Annotated in this window: 17 protein-coding genes; 15 read left to right on the top strand and 2 right to left on the bottom strand. The window is 40.7% G+C overall.

Translation table 11 applies throughout. The features are described 5' to 3' along the window. The first annotated feature begins 18 nt into the window (after nucleotides 1–18). From BLV00_RS06340 to BLV00_RS06350, 3 genes are all read left to right on the top strand, one after another. A complete protein-coding gene (locus BLV00_RS06340; RefSeq protein WP_093043586.1) occupies nucleotides 19–1,056 on the top strand; it encodes a LacI family DNA-binding transcriptional regulator in 1,038 nt (345 codons plus the stop codon). A gap of 33 nt (nucleotides 1,057–1,089) precedes the next feature. Beyond that, nucleotides 1,090–2,052, top strand: a complete 963-nt coding sequence (locus BLV00_RS06345; protein ID WP_093043588.1) for a 2-hydroxyacid dehydrogenase — start codon at nucleotides 1,090–1,092, stop codon at nucleotides 2,050–2,052. Between the two features lie 426 nt (nucleotides 2,053–2,478). After that, a complete protein-coding gene (locus BLV00_RS06350; RefSeq protein WP_218131887.1) occupies nucleotides 2,479–3,507 on the top strand; it encodes a hypothetical protein in 1,029 nt (342 codons plus the stop codon). Here BLV00_RS06350 and BLV00_RS06355 read toward each other — a convergent pair. Beyond that, nucleotides 3,460–4,125 (bottom strand): FadR/GntR family transcriptional regulator, encoded by a 666-nt coding sequence (locus BLV00_RS06355; protein WP_176791362.1) that lies wholly within the window; start codon nucleotides 4,123–4,125, stop codon nucleotides 3,460–3,462. The two genes, BLV00_RS06350 and BLV00_RS06355, sit on opposite strands and share 48 nt — an antisense overlap. A 186-nt stretch (nucleotides 4,126–4,311) precedes the next feature. Between BLV00_RS06355 and BLV00_RS06360 the strand changes: the two genes are divergently transcribed. Genes BLV00_RS06360 through BLV00_RS06375 form a run of 4 tightly spaced genes read left to right on the top strand, consistent with a single transcriptional unit; the run spans nucleotide 4,312 to nucleotide 7,795 of the window. Beyond that, entirely contained in the window at nucleotides 4,312–5,046 is a 735-nt protein-coding gene (locus tag BLV00_RS06360) for a FadR/GntR family transcriptional regulator (protein WP_093043594.1), read from the top strand. 57 nt (nucleotides 5,047–5,103) lie between these two features. Then, nucleotides 5,104–5,787: an RraA family protein gene (locus BLV00_RS06365; RefSeq protein ID WP_093043596.1), complete on the top strand. Its 684-nt coding sequence runs from the start codon at nucleotides 5,104–5,106 to the stop codon at nucleotides 5,785–5,787. Beyond that, entirely contained in the window at nucleotides 5,780–6,853 is a 1,074-nt protein-coding gene (locus tag BLV00_RS06370; protein WP_093043598.1) for an Ldh family oxidoreductase, read from the top strand. The genes BLV00_RS06365 and BLV00_RS06370 overlap by 8 nt, the downstream gene beginning before the upstream one ends. A 33-nt stretch (nucleotides 6,854–6,886) precedes the next feature. After that, on the top strand, nucleotides 6,887–7,795 hold the full coding sequence (locus BLV00_RS06375) for a fumarylacetoacetate hydrolase family protein (RefSeq protein WP_093043600.1): 909 nt from the start codon (nucleotides 6,887–6,889) through the stop codon (nucleotides 7,793–7,795). 569 nt (nucleotides 7,796–8,364) lie between these two features. Here BLV00_RS06375 and BLV00_RS06380 read toward each other — a convergent pair. Next, on the bottom strand, nucleotides 8,365–10,080 hold the full coding sequence (locus tag BLV00_RS06380; protein ID WP_093043602.1) for an IlvD/Edd family dehydratase: 1,716 nt from the start codon (nucleotides 10,078–10,080) through the stop codon (nucleotides 8,365–8,367). Between the two features lie 336 nt (nucleotides 10,081–10,416). On the opposite strand from BLV00_RS06380, the gene BLV00_RS06385 reads away from it, so the two are divergent. The 8 genes from BLV00_RS06385 to BLV00_RS06420 all read left to right on the top strand — a co-directional run bounded on the left by BLV00_RS06385 (nucleotide 10,417) and on the right by BLV00_RS06420 (nucleotide 18,218). After that, a complete protein-coding gene (locus BLV00_RS06385; RefSeq protein WP_245728882.1) occupies nucleotides 10,417–11,673 on the top strand; it encodes a nickel pincer cofactor-dependent isomerase, group 22 in 1,257 nt (418 codons plus the stop codon). 15 nt (nucleotides 11,674–11,688) lie between these two features. After that, entirely contained in the window at nucleotides 11,689–11,988 is a 300-nt protein-coding gene (locus BLV00_RS06390; RefSeq protein ID WP_093043606.1) for a UxaA family hydrolase, read from the top strand. 1 nt (nucleotide 11,989) lies between these two features. Then, on the top strand, nucleotides 11,990–13,156 hold the full coding sequence (locus BLV00_RS06395; RefSeq protein WP_245728862.1) for a UxaA family hydrolase: 1,167 nt from the start codon (nucleotides 11,990–11,992) through the stop codon (nucleotides 13,154–13,156). A gap of 131 nt (nucleotides 13,157–13,287) precedes the next feature. Next, nucleotides 13,288–14,307, top strand: coding sequence for a tripartite tricarboxylate transporter substrate binding protein (locus BLV00_RS06400; RefSeq protein WP_093043608.1), 1,020 nt, complete (start codon nucleotides 13,288–13,290; stop codon nucleotides 14,305–14,307). Nucleotides 14,308–14,363: 56 nt separating this feature from the next. After that, complete coding sequence (locus BLV00_RS06405; RefSeq protein WP_093043610.1) at nucleotides 14,364–14,837, top strand: tripartite tricarboxylate transporter TctB family protein; 474 nt, start codon at nucleotides 14,364–14,366, stop codon at nucleotides 14,835–14,837. Nucleotides 14,838–14,849: 12 nt separating this feature from the next. Continuing rightward, nucleotides 14,850–16,382 (top strand): tripartite tricarboxylate transporter permease, encoded by a 1,533-nt coding sequence (locus BLV00_RS06410; RefSeq protein WP_093043612.1) that lies wholly within the window; start codon nucleotides 14,850–14,852, stop codon nucleotides 16,380–16,382. 18 nt (nucleotides 16,383–16,400) lie between these two features. Continuing rightward, nucleotides 16,401–17,402 carry a 2-hydroxyacid dehydrogenase gene (locus tag BLV00_RS06415; RefSeq protein ID WP_093043614.1) on the top strand — a complete coding sequence of 334 codons (1,002 nt, stop codon included), beginning with the start codon at nucleotides 16,401–16,403 and terminating at the stop codon, nucleotides 17,400–17,402. Between the two features lie 30 nt (nucleotides 17,403–17,432). Next, a complete protein-coding gene (locus tag BLV00_RS06420) occupies nucleotides 17,433–18,218 on the top strand; it encodes an SDR family oxidoreductase (protein ID WP_093043616.1) in 786 nt (261 codons plus the stop codon). Nucleotides 18,219–18,453 lie beyond the last annotated feature (235 nt).

Consider the following 18,453-nt stretch of genomic DNA (forward strand, 5'->3'; position numbering starts at 1 on the left):
AATCGAGGTGGATTTCCTATGAAAGTGACCATTGGGGACGTAGCTAAACAAGCTGGCGTTTCTAAAGCAACCGTTTCCCGAATCATTAATTGCAATTATAATCACAACAAAAAAGATACCATCGAACGAGTTTTAAAGGTGATTCAAGAATTGAATTACCAACCGAATGAACTTGCCAAAAGCCTGAAATCCAGAAAAACAAACGTCTTAGGGGTGTTACTTTCTAATTTGAAAAACCCTTTTTGGGTGGATGTTTTGGAAGGGATTGAGGATGCCGCCAGATTGCATGGGTTCAATTTAATGATATGTAATTCAAACGAAGATGCTGATTTGGAAGAAAAACATATTCGTTCTTTTCAGCTGAAGCAAGTGGATGGCATGATTATTAACCCGACAGTGAAAAATTTCCCCTTATATGAAAAGTTAGTGAATTCCAAGCTTCCGCTTATTACGGTTAATCGTAGCCTGCCGGGTCTACCGCTCCCAAACATTGTCATGGATAATGTGAGAGGAACCAAACTAGCCATTGATCATTTTGTAAAACTACGCAAACAAAAGATTGCTATGTTCATTTACTCCCCGTCACAAATAAGCCCGCGTTTAGAGAGAATTACTGGTTATAAACAAGGACATTTAGATAATAGGATGGATGTTGATTCCAAACTGATTCAGGTAGTAGAGGAGAAACAAGGCGAAGCTTTCAAACAGGCCTGCCAGCTATTATCAACTCCCCAACGTCGTCCAGATGCTATTCTTTCGACCAATAATTTAATGACCTTAGAAATTCTTCAAGCTATAAAATCTTCAAACCTTCATGTTCCTGAGGACATTTCCTTAATTGGTTATGATGAAACATTATGGTCGCCGCATCTTGATCCACCCCTTACAACCATTTACCAGCCTGCATACAAGATGGGTGAGATTGCTGCCAGCAAAGTAATCCAACTGACCAGAAATCCAGACAGTACTCAAAATGATGTAACGACACTAGATCCCCGCTTGATCATTCGAAAATCTTGTGGTGGGAACCAGCATGTTGATCTTTCCAGTGAATAAAAAATTTATAATATAAGAATCGGAGGTAAGTCAGTGAAACCAAAGGTGTATATTACCAGGAAGTTGAATGACCGCGTAGTGAAAAAAATAGAAGAAGCTTGTGAAGTGAAAATGTGGGAAGAAGAAGAGGTGGAAATACCACGGGAAATCTTAATGAAAGAGGCACAAGAAGTCGATGGCTTGCTTTGTATGCTGACAGAAAATATCGATGACGAGCTGCTTTCATGTACTAGAAACTTAAAAGTTGTCAGTAATATGGCCGTGGGGTATAACAACATTGATATCACAGCAGCCAAAAATAGAGGCATTACGGTAACAAACACCCCTGGTGTACTGACTGAAACGACAGCTGATTTAACCTTCACCTTGTTAATGGCAACAGCAAGAAGAATTGTAGAATCATCTGATTATTTAAGAAAAGGAAAATGGGAAACATGGTCTCCCATGCAACTGACAGGGCAAGACATTCATGGGGCGACACTGGGGATAATCGGAATGGGAAGAATTGGTGAAGCGGTTATAAAGAGGGCAAAAGGATTTGACATGAACATCATATATCATAATCGAAATCGAAAGTATGATATAGAGGAAGAGCTGGGAGTTGTTTATGCAGGGCTGGATGAGCTCTTACGTGATTCGGATTTTGCCTGCGTCCTGACCCCTTATACTTCAGAAACGCATCACCTTATATCTGAAAGAGAGTTTTCATTGATGAAGGAAACGTCTGTTCTTATTAATACAGCACGAGGAGGAATAGTGGACGAAGAGGCTCTATATCATGCACTTAAGAAAAAGGAAATCTGGGCAGCAGGTCTGGATGTGTTTGAGCAGGAGCCCTTACCTTTGGATCACCCCCTTCTAGCTTTGCCTAATGTCGTTACGCTTCCTCACATTGGGAGTGCCAGTATTCAAACAAGATTAAAAATGGCTGATCTTGCAGCCGAAAATCTATTACGAGCAGTAACTAAGCAAACACCAGAGCATGTAGTCGTTTAAGCAGTATTATTATGTCACATCGATAAAGGGATAAAAGGTGGAGTGAAAGTGGCACAGGTGCAGGCAGAACAAATAGCAAATAGAAGTTTCGGATTGAAAAGTAACCTAATTATAGGAATGTGCCTTTTTTATTTTTTGAATTTTTTTATACAGGCCATCAACTTTGATATAGCCTTGGCACTCCTCAGTTTGAGTGTGTTCATTTTGAGTTTACGTCACGCAAAAAGTACACCTCGTGTACTTGCAGGTATTATGTTTGTGCTGGGGATATTTTTTACCCTGTCAAAAGGGGAGGGCGTAGCGGAAATCTCAAGTGGGATTACTATGAATCTCCCTTTATTAGTTTTAGTCCTGTTAGTACCCTTGCTATCCATCCCTTTAAAAGTCAGAGGATATTTCAAGACTGTACGGTTCTTTTTGGAGAATATGGCGGTAGATACAAAGAAAATATTCGGAAGTATCTCCTTTTTTATTTTTTGCATGGGACCGGTCTTAAACCTGGGCTCAATACGTGTTTTACACGAAACGATCAAAGATATCAAACTCTCATCAGTGCTATTGGCTAAGTCTTATCTGGTTGGATTTTCTACTGTTATTTTATGGTCGCCGTATTTTGCGTCCGTGGCCCTGGTCTTGTATTACCTTGAAGTTCCTTTTGCGAACTATGTTCCTCTTGGTTTAACCATGGCCGTTATACAAATGATCATAGGTAACCTGCTATTCCGGTTTTATTCCAGGGCGAAAGGTACAGAACAAGGCAAGCAAGAAGAGGCGGCCATAACCGAACTCAAAGAGGTGAACAGTCGGCAAAATAGTATTCATAAGAAAAAATTATGGTCATTAATTGGCATTATCACCTTGTTAATGGGATCCATTTTCTTATTGGAATACATTACCAAATGGCCGATGATGCTCTTAGTAAGTGCGGTATCTGTAGGCTATCCACTCCTATGGTCACTGGTCACCAGGCAATGGAAAAGTGTAGAAAAACACTTTATTGAATTTAAAGACCGCTCACTGCCACGCATGAACAATGAAGTTGTTCTGTTCATTAGTGCTGGCTTATTTGGAAAAGCGCTGCAAGGTACAATTATCGCAGCATTTATCCGTAAATTTCTAAATCACATTGCCTCGATGTCTTTTCTCTTATTCATACTGGCTGTGATGGGAATCATCGTTTCCTTATGCTTTATCGGTATTCATCAAATAGTTGTAGTTACGGCTCTTGTCACCCAAATGGATGCATCTTTTATTGGCACTACACCTGAAGTTCTTGCACTTCTGATTATGATTTCCTGGTCAATGGCAGCAGTGTTAAGTCCGGTCAACCCATTAAATCTACTCGTTAGTGGTTCCGTCAAACATTCTGGAATGGACGTAGGATTCAAGTGGAATGGCATCTACCTTTTATCGATGTTCGTCATAGGAACCATCTTCGTTTATGCCGTCCACTGAGTTAGACTGTTCCTGAAGGGACTGGAAAAATCCCTGTAAGGTTTGTCGATCTTTTTTATAGAAAGCAATCTTCAGGTCATCAAGCTTTAACGGCGATGTAAGAGTCTGGAAGAAATGATGACTGGTTAAGAGGGTATAAATATTATTCCATAAGGAGATGTAATACTCATTCGATAGTTGTTTTCCAAGTTCATTGATCCATACGGAAAATTCTTTCCAGAAGTCTTCGTTTTTTCCTGACTGAAGACTGATGGAAGTATCCTGTTTTAAAGATGTAAAAATAATTCTCTCTGCGTTCATTAAAGCGATATCAAAGTATTTATTCAATTCTTTCGAGCCGGTTTGGTTTTGTGTAATGGTCATAGGTATCAAAAAGGGAGGCGGTTCAGAAACAAAAGTCCCTCCACCTTGTCTTGATTCCAGGTATTTTAGAAGTTCTAATATTCTTAAACCTTCTCTTACTGAAGATCTGCTTACTTCAAGTAATTCACTTAATTTTCTTTCTGGTGGCAGTTTATCACCTTTTTTTAATTCTTCGTCCTGAATATATAAGATGATTTGTCGTATGACTTCTTCAAACATTCGTGGGACTGTCTCTAGTTGATATTTTTTACTCATTATCATCACCGTCTTTTTCCTTTATGTAATATATTTTACCAAAAAGCTTTATACAAAAATAGTGAGCAGGGTATTGACTCAACGATAGATTTTATATAAAGTAATTAGTAAGAGTAAAAATTTTCTGAATATTGGTCAGACCATCATAACAAATAACAGGATGAAGGTAATACATTAACTAATAAGATGGTGATAGCAATGGCATTAAAGCCGATTAGAAAAAAACGATTATTCGAAGAAATTATTCTGGCTATAGAAGAATATATTCATGAGGAAGGGATACGGCCGGGTGAGCGGCTGCCCTCTGAAAATGAACTTTCAACAATATTCCAGGTAAGTAAAACAGCTGTTAGAGAAGCAATGAGTGTACTGCATGCAAATGGGGTCATTGAAAAAAGGACCGGAGCTGGAATCTTCTTAAAAGAGTTATACGGGGAGAGTATTGCAGAGAGGGTAACGAACAACCTGCTTGATCGCAGTGAAATGCAAGAAGTTTTAGAGTTTCGCCGTGGAATGGAAGTAGAAGCTGTCGCTTTAGCTGCTATCAGAGCTACAGATAAAGATATTGAAGTGATCCGCCAAGCACATCAAAACCTTGTAGATGCCCATAAGGCCGGCTCACTAGGTTTGGAAGAGGACTATATATTTCACTATTCCATCATCCTTGCTTCCCACAACTCTATTTATAAAGATGTATTTGACAGGGTTTCTAATAAATTTGAGGAAGTAATGAGAGTAAGTAAAATGCAATCTTCAAAGGTCCCGGGAAGATTTATAGAGGCTTACAAAGAACATGAACAAATACTGAATGCGCTCCAGATAAAAGATCCGCAGGCTGCCTCCGAAGCAATGAGGCATCACCTTACCCAAAACGAGAAGAAAATCTGGGCAAATATTAAGCAGAGTAAAGAACCGATGTAATGGTTCTTCTCACCATAAAATGGTCAGACCATAATAAAATTATAAAGGAGGAAGCGAATGAGAAACGTAGGATTCCGAATCAAGGAAAACTTTGAGAGATTAGAGGAAGATGTTATAAGAGGTTTTCAAAATATACCCACTCCTAATATTGGCGATGTAATGGGAAGGCAGTGGGCGATGCACCACTCTATTAAACCAGTTAATCATCCTGGCATACACATTGTTGGAAGCGCATTCACCGTGAGGACACATCCTTCTGATAATCTTCTTGTACATAAAGCCATGGATCTTGCTAAACCTGGAGACATTATTGTCATTGATGCCTGCGGCGACATGGGAAATGCGATTTTAGGGGAACTCATGTGTCATTATGCGAAAGTTAAAGGAATTGCGGGCTATATTGTTGATGGTCCTGTTCGGGATTTGAAAGGTATTGCCGATATGGGATTCCCGGTTTTTGCTAGAGGAGGTACTCCGCGTGGTCCATATAAAGAAGGACCGGGAGAAATTAATACAACAATCAGCTGTGGTAACGTGCCTGTTTCACCGGGCGATATTGTTGTAGCAGATGATGATGGAGTCATTATTATTCCTAAAGAAGATGTTACTGCTGTAGCGAAAGATGCAAAAGAGTTAGCAGCAAAAGAAGTGGAAATCGTCAAGTCTATCTATGATGGTACATGGGATAGAACATGGGTAGATGAAGTCCTTCAAAAGAAAGGGTGCTTAGTATTTGAATAATTATCAAGGAGAACGAGTTCCCAAAGAAAATTTAGAAACCTTTGTGGAGGAAATCTTTCTTAAGGCTGGACTGGATGAGGAACAATCTAAATTAATTGCCAGACACCTTGTATTCGCAAACTTAAGAGGAGTAGATTCTCACGGTGTCAGTAGAGTGGGAATTTATACAAAACGCCTGGATAAGAACCTTTTGAATAAAAAGTTTGAACCGGTTATCAAGCGAGAGTCTCCTGTTAGTGCTTTGATTGATGCTCAAAACGTCTCTGGAATCCCTGTGGCCACCTATGGAATGGAACTGGCAGTTGAAAAAGCCAAGAAGTCAGGAGTCGGAATTGTAGGAATCAACAATTCCAATCATTGTGGGATGATGGCTGATTACGTTAAGAAAGCTGTTGATAATGATTGTATTGCCATTGCCACCACCAACGCTCCTTCCAATATGCCTCCATGGGGTGGAAAGGAACGTTTCTTTGGTACCAATCCATTTTCGTATGGGGTACCTGCTGGGGAAGAAGCTAATATCTTATTTGATATGGCTACAAGTAAAGTGGCCAGAGGAAAGATTCTATTGGCTGAAAAAAATAAACAGGAGATTCCATTAGGTTGGGCGTTATCGCCTGAAGGGACTCCCACCACTAATGCAAGTAAAGCAGTGGATGGCGTGGTGTTACCTGTCGGGGAACATAAAGGATATGGGATAGCATTTTTAGTGGAAACTTTGTCTGCACTCTTTACCGGGGCTGCGTTCGGCCCTTATATTGGTGATTTATATAAGGAATTAAACCATTCTCAAAACGTAGGGCAGTTCTTTTTAGTCATGCGAGCCGACTTATTCCAGGAGCTGGAGACATTTAAGAAGAGAATGGATCAAATCATCAGGGAAGTAAGGGAAGTTCCATTAATGGACGGTGCAAAGAAGATATACCTTCCTGGGGAAATGGAAATGGAAACAGCAAAGGAACGAGAGGAAAATGGCATTCCATTATCACTGGAAGTTATCGATGAATTAGTCCAGGTAGCTCAACGCTATGATGTAGAGCCTTCGCTCATTCAAACCTATGTCTAACATAGAATAATAAATTATAAGGGGAGAGTATGTATGAGATTAGCTACTGTAAAAAGAAATGGAGAAGAAAAGGCTGCTGTCATTACAAAGAAGGGTGCCATATTGGTTGAATCCATTAACCGCAACCTTAATCTCAATTGGAGTACAAACTTATTTGACTTGGTACAGTCAGGACAACTCAACCATTTACAGGAATGGTACCAGGCCGAAGGTGAAAGTAAATTAGATAGTTTCTTTGAAGTTATTTCTAATGAGGACATTGAATACGGCCCTTTATATAGGCACCCACGAAAAATATGGGGGATAGGCCTGAACTATGTAGAACATGCCTCTGACTTAAGCGAACAAGCCCCTAATAAAGAACCGGCAAGCTTCATGAAGCCAGATACAACGATTGTAGGTCCTGGTGACCATATTAAAGTCCCACACCAATCAGAGCGGACAACTGCAGAAGCTGAGCTGGGCATTATTATCGGGAAAGAGTGTAAAAATGTAAGCGAAGATGAGGCGCCGAATGTCATTGCAGGTTTTACTACGATCATTGATATGACTGCTGAAGATATTTTGCAGCATAACCCACGGTATTTAACGAGATCGAAAAGCTTTGATTCTTTCTTCAGTTTTGGTCCGGAACTCGTTACTCCTGATGAAGTCGATGAGGTGTTAGATTTAAATGTTTCCACTGTCATCAATGGGGAATTACATCGCAAAAACGTCGTTTCCAATATGACTTTCAGACCTTGGGATCTGGTTTCTTTTCATTCCAAAGTTATGACGCTGTTACCTGGTGACATTATCTCTACAGGAACCCCGGGAGCTGTCGTAATAAGAGATGGCGATGTTGTAGAATGTCAGATTGATGGGTTCAATAAACTGGTAAATCCGGTCAAGGATTTAAAAGTATCGTCTGTACGGGAAGAAGTAGAAGCAGTCAACAAATAAGTGTCGTATTAAAAAGGCTTGTTGATTAGAGAATAGCCTTAGTTTGCAGAGAAACCCTATGGTTTTTCGAGGCCACTGAAAAAGTCCTTTCTAATCTAGAAAAACTGTTAAAGTTTGTTGTTGATTCTAACGAATCGCTTGTCGGTGGATGCTTGCCGCGGGCACGGCCTCCACCGAACGCTCATCGTGGAATCAACAGAGGCCAATCTGAAAAGAGTGATTTTCTTTGATTTATTAAAGAAAGTCACTCTTTTTCCTTGTACAAATTAAATTCCATGCAAACGGTTTTGGGAAATCCCACCTATCATAGAGATTCAGTTTTTCAGTGGCCTCTTGTTTTTCTGCAAATTTTTTTATGTTCCGTGGGGGCAAATACCGCTCTTTTTCCGCGGCGCCACAGGACGTGGGGGGGAGCAGTTGGATACCCTGTGTCCAGATCGGCAGTTTCAACATCGAATAAGATTAATGTAGCTTAAAATTAAAGGTATACGAAGAAATAAAGACTGCCGGAATTTTTCCGACAGTCTGTGACCATTATAATCAGGATTGCTTTTTTTGTCCTGACACTTTTATTCTGTTTTTACTTTATCCTTGTTTGTCGCCAGGAGAAAGTCAAAGTCACACCCCTTGTCTGCTTGTAAGACATGGTTTTGATAGAGGCGTGTGTACCCCCTGTCTTCAAACACAGGAGCTGTCCATTCGGTTTTCCTTTGCTCTAATTCCTCCGCCGATACGTGAAGTTCCAGCTTGCGGTTTTCCACATCGAGTTCTATTATATCTCCAGTTTTAATCAATCCAATTGGTCCGCCGACTGCTGATTCGGGAGCAACATGCAGGATTACTGTTCCAAATGCTGTTCCACTCATCCGTGCATCTGAAATCCTCACCATATCGCGTACCCCTTGTTTTAGCAGCTTATTGGGGATTGGCAGCATCCCGGCTTCAGGCATTCCTGGTGCGCCTACAGGTCCAGTGTTTTGCAAAATCATGATATCCTCGGGGCTGATATCAAGTTCTGGGTCATCAATCCGATTTTCCAGATCATGAGAAGATGTAAACACTACTGCTCTCCCAGTATGTTTTAATAATTCTGATGAAGCAGCTTTCGGCTTGATGACAGCACCATCTGGTGCAAGGTTACCCTTCAGAACAGCTATTCCACCCTCTTTATGTAAAGGAGAATTAAAGGAGGTGATGATGTTTCGGTAAACATCCGATACTTTGACATCATGAAGGCTGTCTCTTAAAGGAGCACCTGTTACCGTCATTTCATCTAAATGGAGGAGGGGCTCTAATTCTTTTAAAACAGCAGGAGTTCCACCTGCTCTATAAAAATCTTCCATTTGATATTGGCCAGCCGGACGTAAATTAGCAATAAAAGGCGTTGTCCTGCTTAATTGATCGAATAAATCAAGAGGTAATTCGATACCCAGGCGTCCGGCGATTGCTGTGAGGTGGATGACAGCATTCGTTGAGCCGCCAACCGCCATTAGTGCACGGATACTATTTTCAAGGGAATTTATCGTGATAATTTGGGAAGGCCTCACATCTTTTTCCACTAGTTCTACAATTTTTTTACCTGTGTCAATGGCATGTTTCATTCGTTTATTCTCAGTGGCAGGGATGGCCGCGCCTCCGGGGAGCATCATTCCCATCGCTTCAGAACAAACAGCCATCGTACTTGCACTTCCCATTACCATACAGTGTCCAGCTGTAGGTGCCAGAGCTGCGTTGATCTCTTCAATACTCTTCTCATCAACTTCTCCGCCACGATATTCTTGCCAGAAGAACCGGCAATCTGAGCAAGCTCCAAGCGTTTTCCCTTCATATTCCCCATTATTCATCGGTCCGCCTGTAATCATGATGGAGGGAATGTCGGCGCTCGCTGCACCCATCAGCTGGGATGGGGTCACTTTGTCACACCCTCCAATTAGAACAACTCCGTCAATAGGTTGGGCTTTTATCATTTCTTCCGTATCCATTGCCGCCATATTCCGATACAGCATCGTGGTCGGACTGGTATTGATTTCTCCAAGGGATATAGTAGGGAACTCCAAAGGAATGCCACCAGCCATTAATACACCTTTTTTAATGGCATCGATTAACGGTTGGATGTGGGAGTGGCAGCGGTTGATTTCACTTTTCGTATTACAAATACCGATGACAGGCTTCTCGAAATCCTCTTTTTCAAACCCCAGTTGTCGGTTGAATGCCTGTCTAATGAATTTGCTGAAGCCGGCATCTCCATAAGAGGTAAGTTTTTTTTCTTTTTGTTTCCCGGTCATTTTATTTCCTCCTTAATAAAATCATTTTATATTATGGTATGACCAATATGTATGAACTATCTTTATCCATATACTATCATAATATTGGAATAATAGAAATAAAATTCAGAATATTATGTAGTTAAATGCGGATTTTTAGTACATGATTTAGCACATTAACCGTTATAACCATTTTAAAAAGTTGTTTAAATACTCTTGACAAAATTTTCTGAAATATTATAAGATAACAACAACTCAATATAATTTACAAAATTTTATATTCACACAATTAAATTGGTCTGACCATATTAATATAATAATTTAAATTAGAGTAGAAAGGAGGAAATGACCGTGAAAATGATGGAGATTAAACAGAAATTCTCAAGTGAAAGACTTACTTCTGTAGAGCAAAAAGTTCAAGAAGAAATCATGGAAAACTTATCTGTAAGTCAGTTGTCTTCTTCTGCAGACATAGCTATCACAGCGGGGAGCAGAGGAATCACTAACATTGTGGCAATTTTAAAAGCGACAGTGGACACGCTTAATTCCATGGGTTTTAACCCTTTCTTAGTACCAGCCATGGGGAGTCATGGAGGTGCCACAAAAGAAGGACAGTTGGAAGTTTTAAAGCACCTGGGTATTACAGAAGATTCTGTTGGCGCACCAATACGATCCTCAATGGAAACAGAATTCATTGGCACGACACCAAATGGCAAACCTGTGTATATGGATAAAATAGCGTATCAAGCTGATGGGATAATAGTTGTCAATCGTGTCAAAGCTCATACAGCATTTCGCGGCAATGTTGAAAGTGGGCTCAGTAAAATGGTCACTATCGGCTTAGGGAAAAGAAAAGGTGCATCTTTTGTACATAGTGATGGAGCATTACAAATGGCGGAAAATATTGAAAGCGTATCCAAGTATGCCCTGGAAAACACAAACATACTGATGGGATTAGCTATCATCGAGAATGGCTACGATGAAACTGCAGACATCGTCGCGATAAACAAATCCGAATGGCATCAAAAAGAAGCCGAACTGTTAAAGTGGTCAAAAAAGATGATGCCCCGGCTTCCGGTTGAAGATATTGACCTATTAATTGTAGAGGAAATGGGAAAGAGTTTCAGTGGTACAGGCATGGATCCCAATATCATTGGAAGATGGAGAATCAATGGTGTGCCTGAACCAACAAAGCCTCGAATAAGTAAAATTGCTGTTTTAGACCTTAATAATGCCTCATTTGGTAACGCTCAAGGAGTTGGGCTTGGTGATTTCACCACTAAACGTTTGTTTGACAAAATCGACAAAAAATCTACCTACACGAATGCATTAACCAGTACATACCTTCAACGAGCCATGATTCCACTAATATACGAAACTGAAAAAGAATCTATTGAAACCGCTATCCAGAGCCTCGGACCAGACAAAGACATAAGTGAAAGTAAAGTAGTCCAAATTCCGAATACCCTTCATTTAAGTAATATATTCGTTTCTCAAGCAGTGTTAAAACAGATGGAAGACGATCAAGGATGTTTCGAAATAATAAATGAACATGAGCTTTCCTATGATGAAAATGGCGATCTAGACAAAAAAATTACTGTTTATTCTTATTAGAAAGGAGGGGGGATCTTGGAAACTGCCACGCAAACAAAAAAAGGGGCGCTTGTCATACATCCAGATGACAATGTTGCCGTAGCTCTTTCGGATTTGAAAAAAGGGGAAAAATGTTCGGTTAGGCTGGGAGAATCAGAGCAATGGGTTACTGCTTTAGATGACATAAGTTTTGGTCATAAATTAGCGCTTTGCCCAATTGGAAAAGAAGAAAGCGTCTTAAAGTATGGAGAGGAAATCGGGAAGATGAGCGAAGTTGTCAAAACAGGGGGATGGATACATACCCACAACTTGTATTGTGAAAGGGGGATGAAGTAGATTGGACACTTTTATGGGCTATGCCAGAAAAGATGGACGAGTAGGGATACGAAATCAGATTGCTGTTATACCATCCGTGTTTTGTGCGGGTAAGGTAGCGGAACGGATTGCTTACCAAGTACCCGGCTGCGTTTATTTCAGACATCCCGTTGGCTGCAGTCAGGTAGGTGAAGATCTCGAGGTAACTGCCAAGACTTTAATTGCGATAGGTAAGAATCCGAATTTTGCAGGTGTAGTGGTGGTGGGGCTAGGTTGTGAACGTTTTTCGCCCTATGAACTGGCAGAGGGCATTGCGCCTTCTGAGAAGATGTTAGAAACAGTAGTGATTCAAGAAGAGGGTGATTCTTTAGCTGCTATTCAAACAGGGAGCAAGATCGCACGAGAAATGCAGCAAATCGCTTCCAGGCAAACGAGAGAGGAATTTCCAGTCAGCGAATTAATGGTTGGTTTGAACTGCGGGGGATCGGATATGACTTCTGGGCTTATAGCCAATCCTGCATTGGGATATGCATCCGATAAACTTGTGAGCCAGGGTGGTTCTTCGATATTAAGTGAAATTACTGAATTGATAGGGACGGAAGACATTTTAGCGAGAAGAGCAGTGGATGATGAGGTTGCAAACTCGATAAGAGGAATGATCCATCTTACTGAGGAAAAGCTTAGGAGGCAAACGAAGGGTTCGACTAACAAGGATCGTACCCACCTTATTTCTAAAGGGAACTATGACGGAGGTTTATCAAGTGTAGTGGAAAAGTCCTTGGGAAGTATGAAGAAGTCAGGAAGCGCTCCTTTCAGTGGGGTGATACAGTACGGTCATCAGCCAGATAAAAAAGGTTTATTTTTATTAGATTCACCAGGACATGACGGCGAAGTATCAACTGGCCAAGTTGCAGCAGGGGCTCAAATTATTTTGTTCCCGACCGGGCGTGGTACTCCTACAGGTTTTCCTGGAATACCAGTAATTAAAATTACCGGGAATCCAAAAACATATATCAAAATGAAAGAGAACATTGACATTAACGCAGGAACGGTTTTGAAGCAAGAAAAAACGATTGAGCAAGCAGGAGAAGAAATCTACCAGGAAATCCTGGAAGTCGCTTCTGGAAAACAAGTAAAAGCAGAGATATTAGGACATGATGAACAATTTTGTGTGACTCGTCTTCCTTAGGTATTAAATGAAAGCGCCTTTATTAGCGTTGATTTCAAACTTAATAAAAAGGGGGGATTCATACATAAAAAATGCATGGAGCAGACTGTTGGTAAACCGTTTTAAAACTCAAAAATAAGGAGCTGAATATTTTGAAAAAATTACTATCTGCATTTATGTTGCTTGGACTTATTTTGTTATTGGCCGCTTGTAGTGGGGATGCGAATGGTACTTCGTCAGATGATAATGGCGGGGAGGGTGGCTCAGATAGTGGAAGTGCAGAAGGCTTTCCCGATAAACCGATCAATGTAATCGTTTCTTACTCTGCTGGTGGAGGTACGGACACAGGCGCCCGTATCCTGATTCCATATGTCGAGGAAGAACTAGGCGTTGATATGAATATTATCAACAAACCTGGTGGAGGAGGCTGGGTTGGCTGGACAGAGCTTGCTAATGCTGATCCGGACGGGTATACCATCGGTTATATCAATACCCCTAACCTGATGACTGGATATCTTGATCCAAAATACAACCGCGATCAAAGTCTTGAGAGTTTCGCTCCGATTGCCAACCATGTAACCGATCCTGGGGCCATCGCCATTCGCCCGAATGATGATCGTTTTTCAACTATTGAGGAGCTTATAGAATATGCTAAGGAAAATGAGTTGACTGCAACATCTACAGGTGCAGGTAGTGATGACCATTACGCATCTTTGAAATTGAATGACAAATTTGGTACCAAGTTTAAGGCTGTCCATAACAGTGGATCAGCAGATAGTCGTGCAGCTGTTCTTGGTGGCCATGTAGACGTTTTATTTGCCAACGTAGGGGAGCTGGCAACCCTTCATAAGGAGGGTGAGGTTAAGATTGTTGCTGTCATGAGTAAAGAAAAGTCTCCATTCCTGGAGGATGTACCAACTTTAGCTGAAAGTGGATATGAAGATGTATATTCCTGGTCTGCTCGAGGGCTGGCCGCACCAGCGGGAATTGATGAGGAAAAACTTGAAATCCTCCGTGCTGCGTTTGAAAAAGGAATTAAAAACGAGGAACAAGTAGAGAAAATGGGTGAAATGGGATTACAGGTAGAATATTTAGATGGAGAAGATTACGACCAGCTGTTAAAAGAGGATGAAGAAGGAGTTAAAGCTCTATCAGATCTTATGGGGTGGTAATCATAACATCAACCGGGCAGAAATGCCCGGTTGATACATAGAAGGAGGAAGGAAATATGAGCAGTAAACTCCACCAGGATTTATATGTAGGAGTAATCGTTATTGGCGTGTCTATCTTCCTTTTTATCAAAACGTTTGGACTGATTGAAGAAGCTGCCAGATACCCTCAAGGCTTATTGGTTTTATTTACGCTCTTTGGGATCTTTATTATTTTAAAAGGCATAAAGAAAACAAAATTATTAAGAGAGGGAGAAGAGTTAAAATATGATGGGGATGAAGCCCCGTTAAATATAAAACTTCTTAAATCCCCTCTTATAACACTGGCCATTGTGGTCGTATATGTATGGCTCTTATCGTTCATCGGATTTTTTCCTGCTACGATTCTCTTTATGGCTTCCTACCTTGGATATATGCAAGTAAAGAGCTGGAAAGCTTATGTTTTCACTATTGTAGGATTAAACTTATTCATTTATTTAGTTTTCGTCATGCAACTGAACGTACAACTGCCAGCTGGAATTTTCTTCGAATAGGAGGTGCTGAATTTGAACGCTGAAATTTTAGGACAAGTTATTCAAAACCTATTATCTTTTCAAACCATTCTTGCGTTATTCCTGGGAGTTTTCGGAGGTATTATTATCGGAGCACTGCCAGGACTAAGTGCGACAATGGCTGTTGCTTTGCTGGTTCCTGTTACTTTTGGAATGGAACCGGTTGCGGGTCTAACCATGTTAACAGCTATTTATACCTCTGCATTATACGGGGGATCCATATCTGCTATTTTGATTCACACCCCAGGTACACCGGCTTCTGCTGCCAGTAGTTTGGATGGTTATCAGATGACCCTGAAAGGCCAGGGGGCCAAGGCGATCGGGATGGCTACTATATCTTCTATGATCGGAGGAACAGTCAGTGCATTGGCGTTGTTATTCCTCGCTCCTCCACTATCTAAGATATCATTAGCCTTCAGTGCGCCTGAATATTTTCTTATTGCGGTGTTCGGATTGACAATTATCGGTAGTCTTGCAGCAAAGTCCATGGTAAAGGGATTAGCAGCTGGAGTAATTGGTTTATTAATTGGTGCTATTGGCGTTGATATTTTGACTGGTTATCCACGATTTACATTTGGGAGCATGTCACTAGAATCAGGCATTGCACTTGTACCAGCAATGATTGGTCTGTTCTCTTTATCCCAGGTTATGATCCAAGCGGAAAACCGAGGTAAAAAACGGAAAAAAATTTCAGCTGATGCCATGTCTGGAAAAGTTCTGCCGAACAAAAAGGAATTTAAAACAGTTTGGGTATCTATTTTGCGGTCTTCCGGAATAGGGACATTCGTAGGGATGCTTCCTGGAGCAGGCGGCGATATCGGGTCCTGGGTTGGATACAATGAAGCAAAGCGCTTTTCGAAAAACAAAGAAAAATTCGGAACAGGCTATATTGAAGGGGTTGCTGCACCGGAGTCTGCTAATAACGCGGTTACCGGTGGTGCGTTAATACCTTTGTTAACGCTTGGAATACCTGGAAGTTCCACCACTGCAGTACTTTTGGGCGGTTTGATGATCCAGGGGCTTGTTCCCGGACATGAACTATTTACCACTCATGCTAACATCACTTACTCTGTCATATTTGGTTTTATTATTGCCAGCTTATTGCTTGGTGTGATCGGCTTATTGGGTGCAAGGTTCTTTGTAAAGATATCTGGCGTATCTGAAAAGTTACTGGCCCCTATTATCATTGGGCTTTGTGTAGTAGGTTCTTATGCCATCAATAATAATATCTTTGATGTATGGGTGATGGTGGTTTTTGGTGTAATCGGTTATTTTATGAGAAAAACAGGATTCCATCCTGCACCAGTTATCCTTGGAATGATTCTTGGCCCTATTGCTGAGAACGGGTTGAGACAATCTATGTTAATGGCTAAAACCGACTTGTTAACTTATTACTTTACACGTCCTATTTCCGTAGTGTTGATTGCTCTTACTGTAATTTCACTATTTTCACCACTGGTTATGAAATGGTGGGAAAAAAGAAATGCGAACAACCTGGATGATGGACAAGAAACAAAAATCAGTTAATAAATTTGGAGGGAAACCATGGGGAATAAAAAAATTCTTTATTTTGATAGGACGACAGAAGAATTCAAAGCTATCTTATTAGGCCATAAACCGTCTGGATTCGATTTGTATTTCTGGCATGAGATGGATGATAACGAACGTGAAAGAATTCTTCCAGAGGTCGATTACTTATTAGCTGCTACCCACAAAACGGGAGAAGAGATTTTTTCAAAAGCTGCTAATGCGAAATTTTTTCAAAAGACAGGGATAGGTGTAGATCATATTGACCTTTCATCTGCTGATACATATGGCTTCCCTGTTTCCAATACACCAGGTGCAAATGCAACCGGTGTAGCCGAGCTGACAATTTTAATGATATTAGCTCTATATCGAAAATTACCATTAATGAACAGAACAACTAAATCTGGTAAATGGGAAATGTGGGAGCATCGACCAACCTCATTTGAGGTGGAAGGTAAAACCCATGGCTTAATCGGATTTGGTAACATTGGTCGTCAAACAGCGAAAAGGTCACATGCTTTTGGGGCGAACATTATTTATTATGATGCATTTCAAGCTGCATCGGAACACGAGGAAGCTCTGGATGCGAAATTTTTATCATTAGAGGAAGTGTTGACTCAATCGGACATTATCAGTCTTCATATTCCCCTGTTACCTGAAACGAAAGGACTTATTGGGAAACAGGAGCTGGAGCTGATGAAGCAGCATGCTATTTTAGTGAATGTGGCACGTGGAGGAATTGTACAAGAAGACGCTTTATATCAAGCACTAAAGGAAAGAAAAATTGCCGGTGCAGGAATAGATGTTTGGGAACAAGAGCCGCCACAAGTTAATAACCCGTTGTTTGATCTTGAAAATGTCATCGCTACTCCTCATATTGGAGCAGGGACGAGAGACACTTTAAATAGGGTTTTGAAAACAGCTTTTCAAAATATTCTACGAGTAGAGAAAGGCCAATCACCGGAATTTGTTGTTAATAATGTAAAACAGCCTAGGGAACGTAAAGTTTCTACAGAATAGAAATATAATTGTTCGAAAGGGGAGCTTTAAATGGATTTGAATCTGAAGGGAAAAGTGGCATTAGTAGTGGCGTCAAGCCAGGGATTAGGAAAAGCAATAGCTGAACAACTGGTCACTGAAGGTGCCAACGTCATGCTCACCAGCCGTAACGAAGAAAAATTGCAGACTGTTTATGAAGAGCTTGAACAAATCGGAGGAGGGAATGTGTCCTACTTCCCTGCGGATATTACAAGTGATGAAGATATTAAAAATCTTATAGCTAAAACAAGAGAAGTATTCGGGGAAATTAATATTCTTATAAATAATGCTGGAGGACCTCCAGGAGGTACATTTGAGAAATTCAGTGATGAAGATTGGCAGAATGCGTTTGAATTAAATCTATTAAGTTATATCCGCATCATACGGCAAGTTCTTCCTGACATGAAAGAAGAAGGTGGAAGAATTATTAATATTGCTTCATCTTCTATTAAACAACCAATACCAGGGTTAATATTATCCAATACCTTCCGTTTAGGAATCGTAGGATTAGCTAAAAGTCTGGCAGAGGAGCTGGCCCCATACAATATCCTTGTCAATACTGTAGCACCGGGCAGGATTGCTACCGACCGAGTGGCTCACCTGGATCAGATGAAAGCTGAGAAACAAGGGGTCGCTAAAGAAGATATCGAGGAAGCTTCTAAAAAGAATATTCCATTAGGGCGTTATGGTAAGCCGGAAGAATTTGCAAAAGTGGTGACTTTCCTTGTGTCTGATGCAAGTACATATATGACAGGGAGTTCATTGGTTGTCGACGGAGGGATGGTTAAGTCGATTTAAATTCCTATAGAAAAATAATAATTACAAAAGTAGAGCCTGGATAAAGTGTATCTCATGCAGTTGACATTTTGGGAAGTTTGGCTATCCAAAAAAGATGATCTCTATACTAGAAGAGATCATCTTTTTTCGTATGTATAATATCGCTGATGAAAAAGCTCTTTCGTTACTATTGCATTTTTAGAGTGTCCGAAAAAATGATTGGTTCTCCCCTTCCTTTTTATGTAGGTATAAGAGA

This window comes from Thalassobacillus cyri, assembly GCF_900107755.1.
GTDB lineage: Bacteria > Bacillota > Bacilli > Bacillales > Halobacillaceae > Thalassobacillus > Thalassobacillus cyri.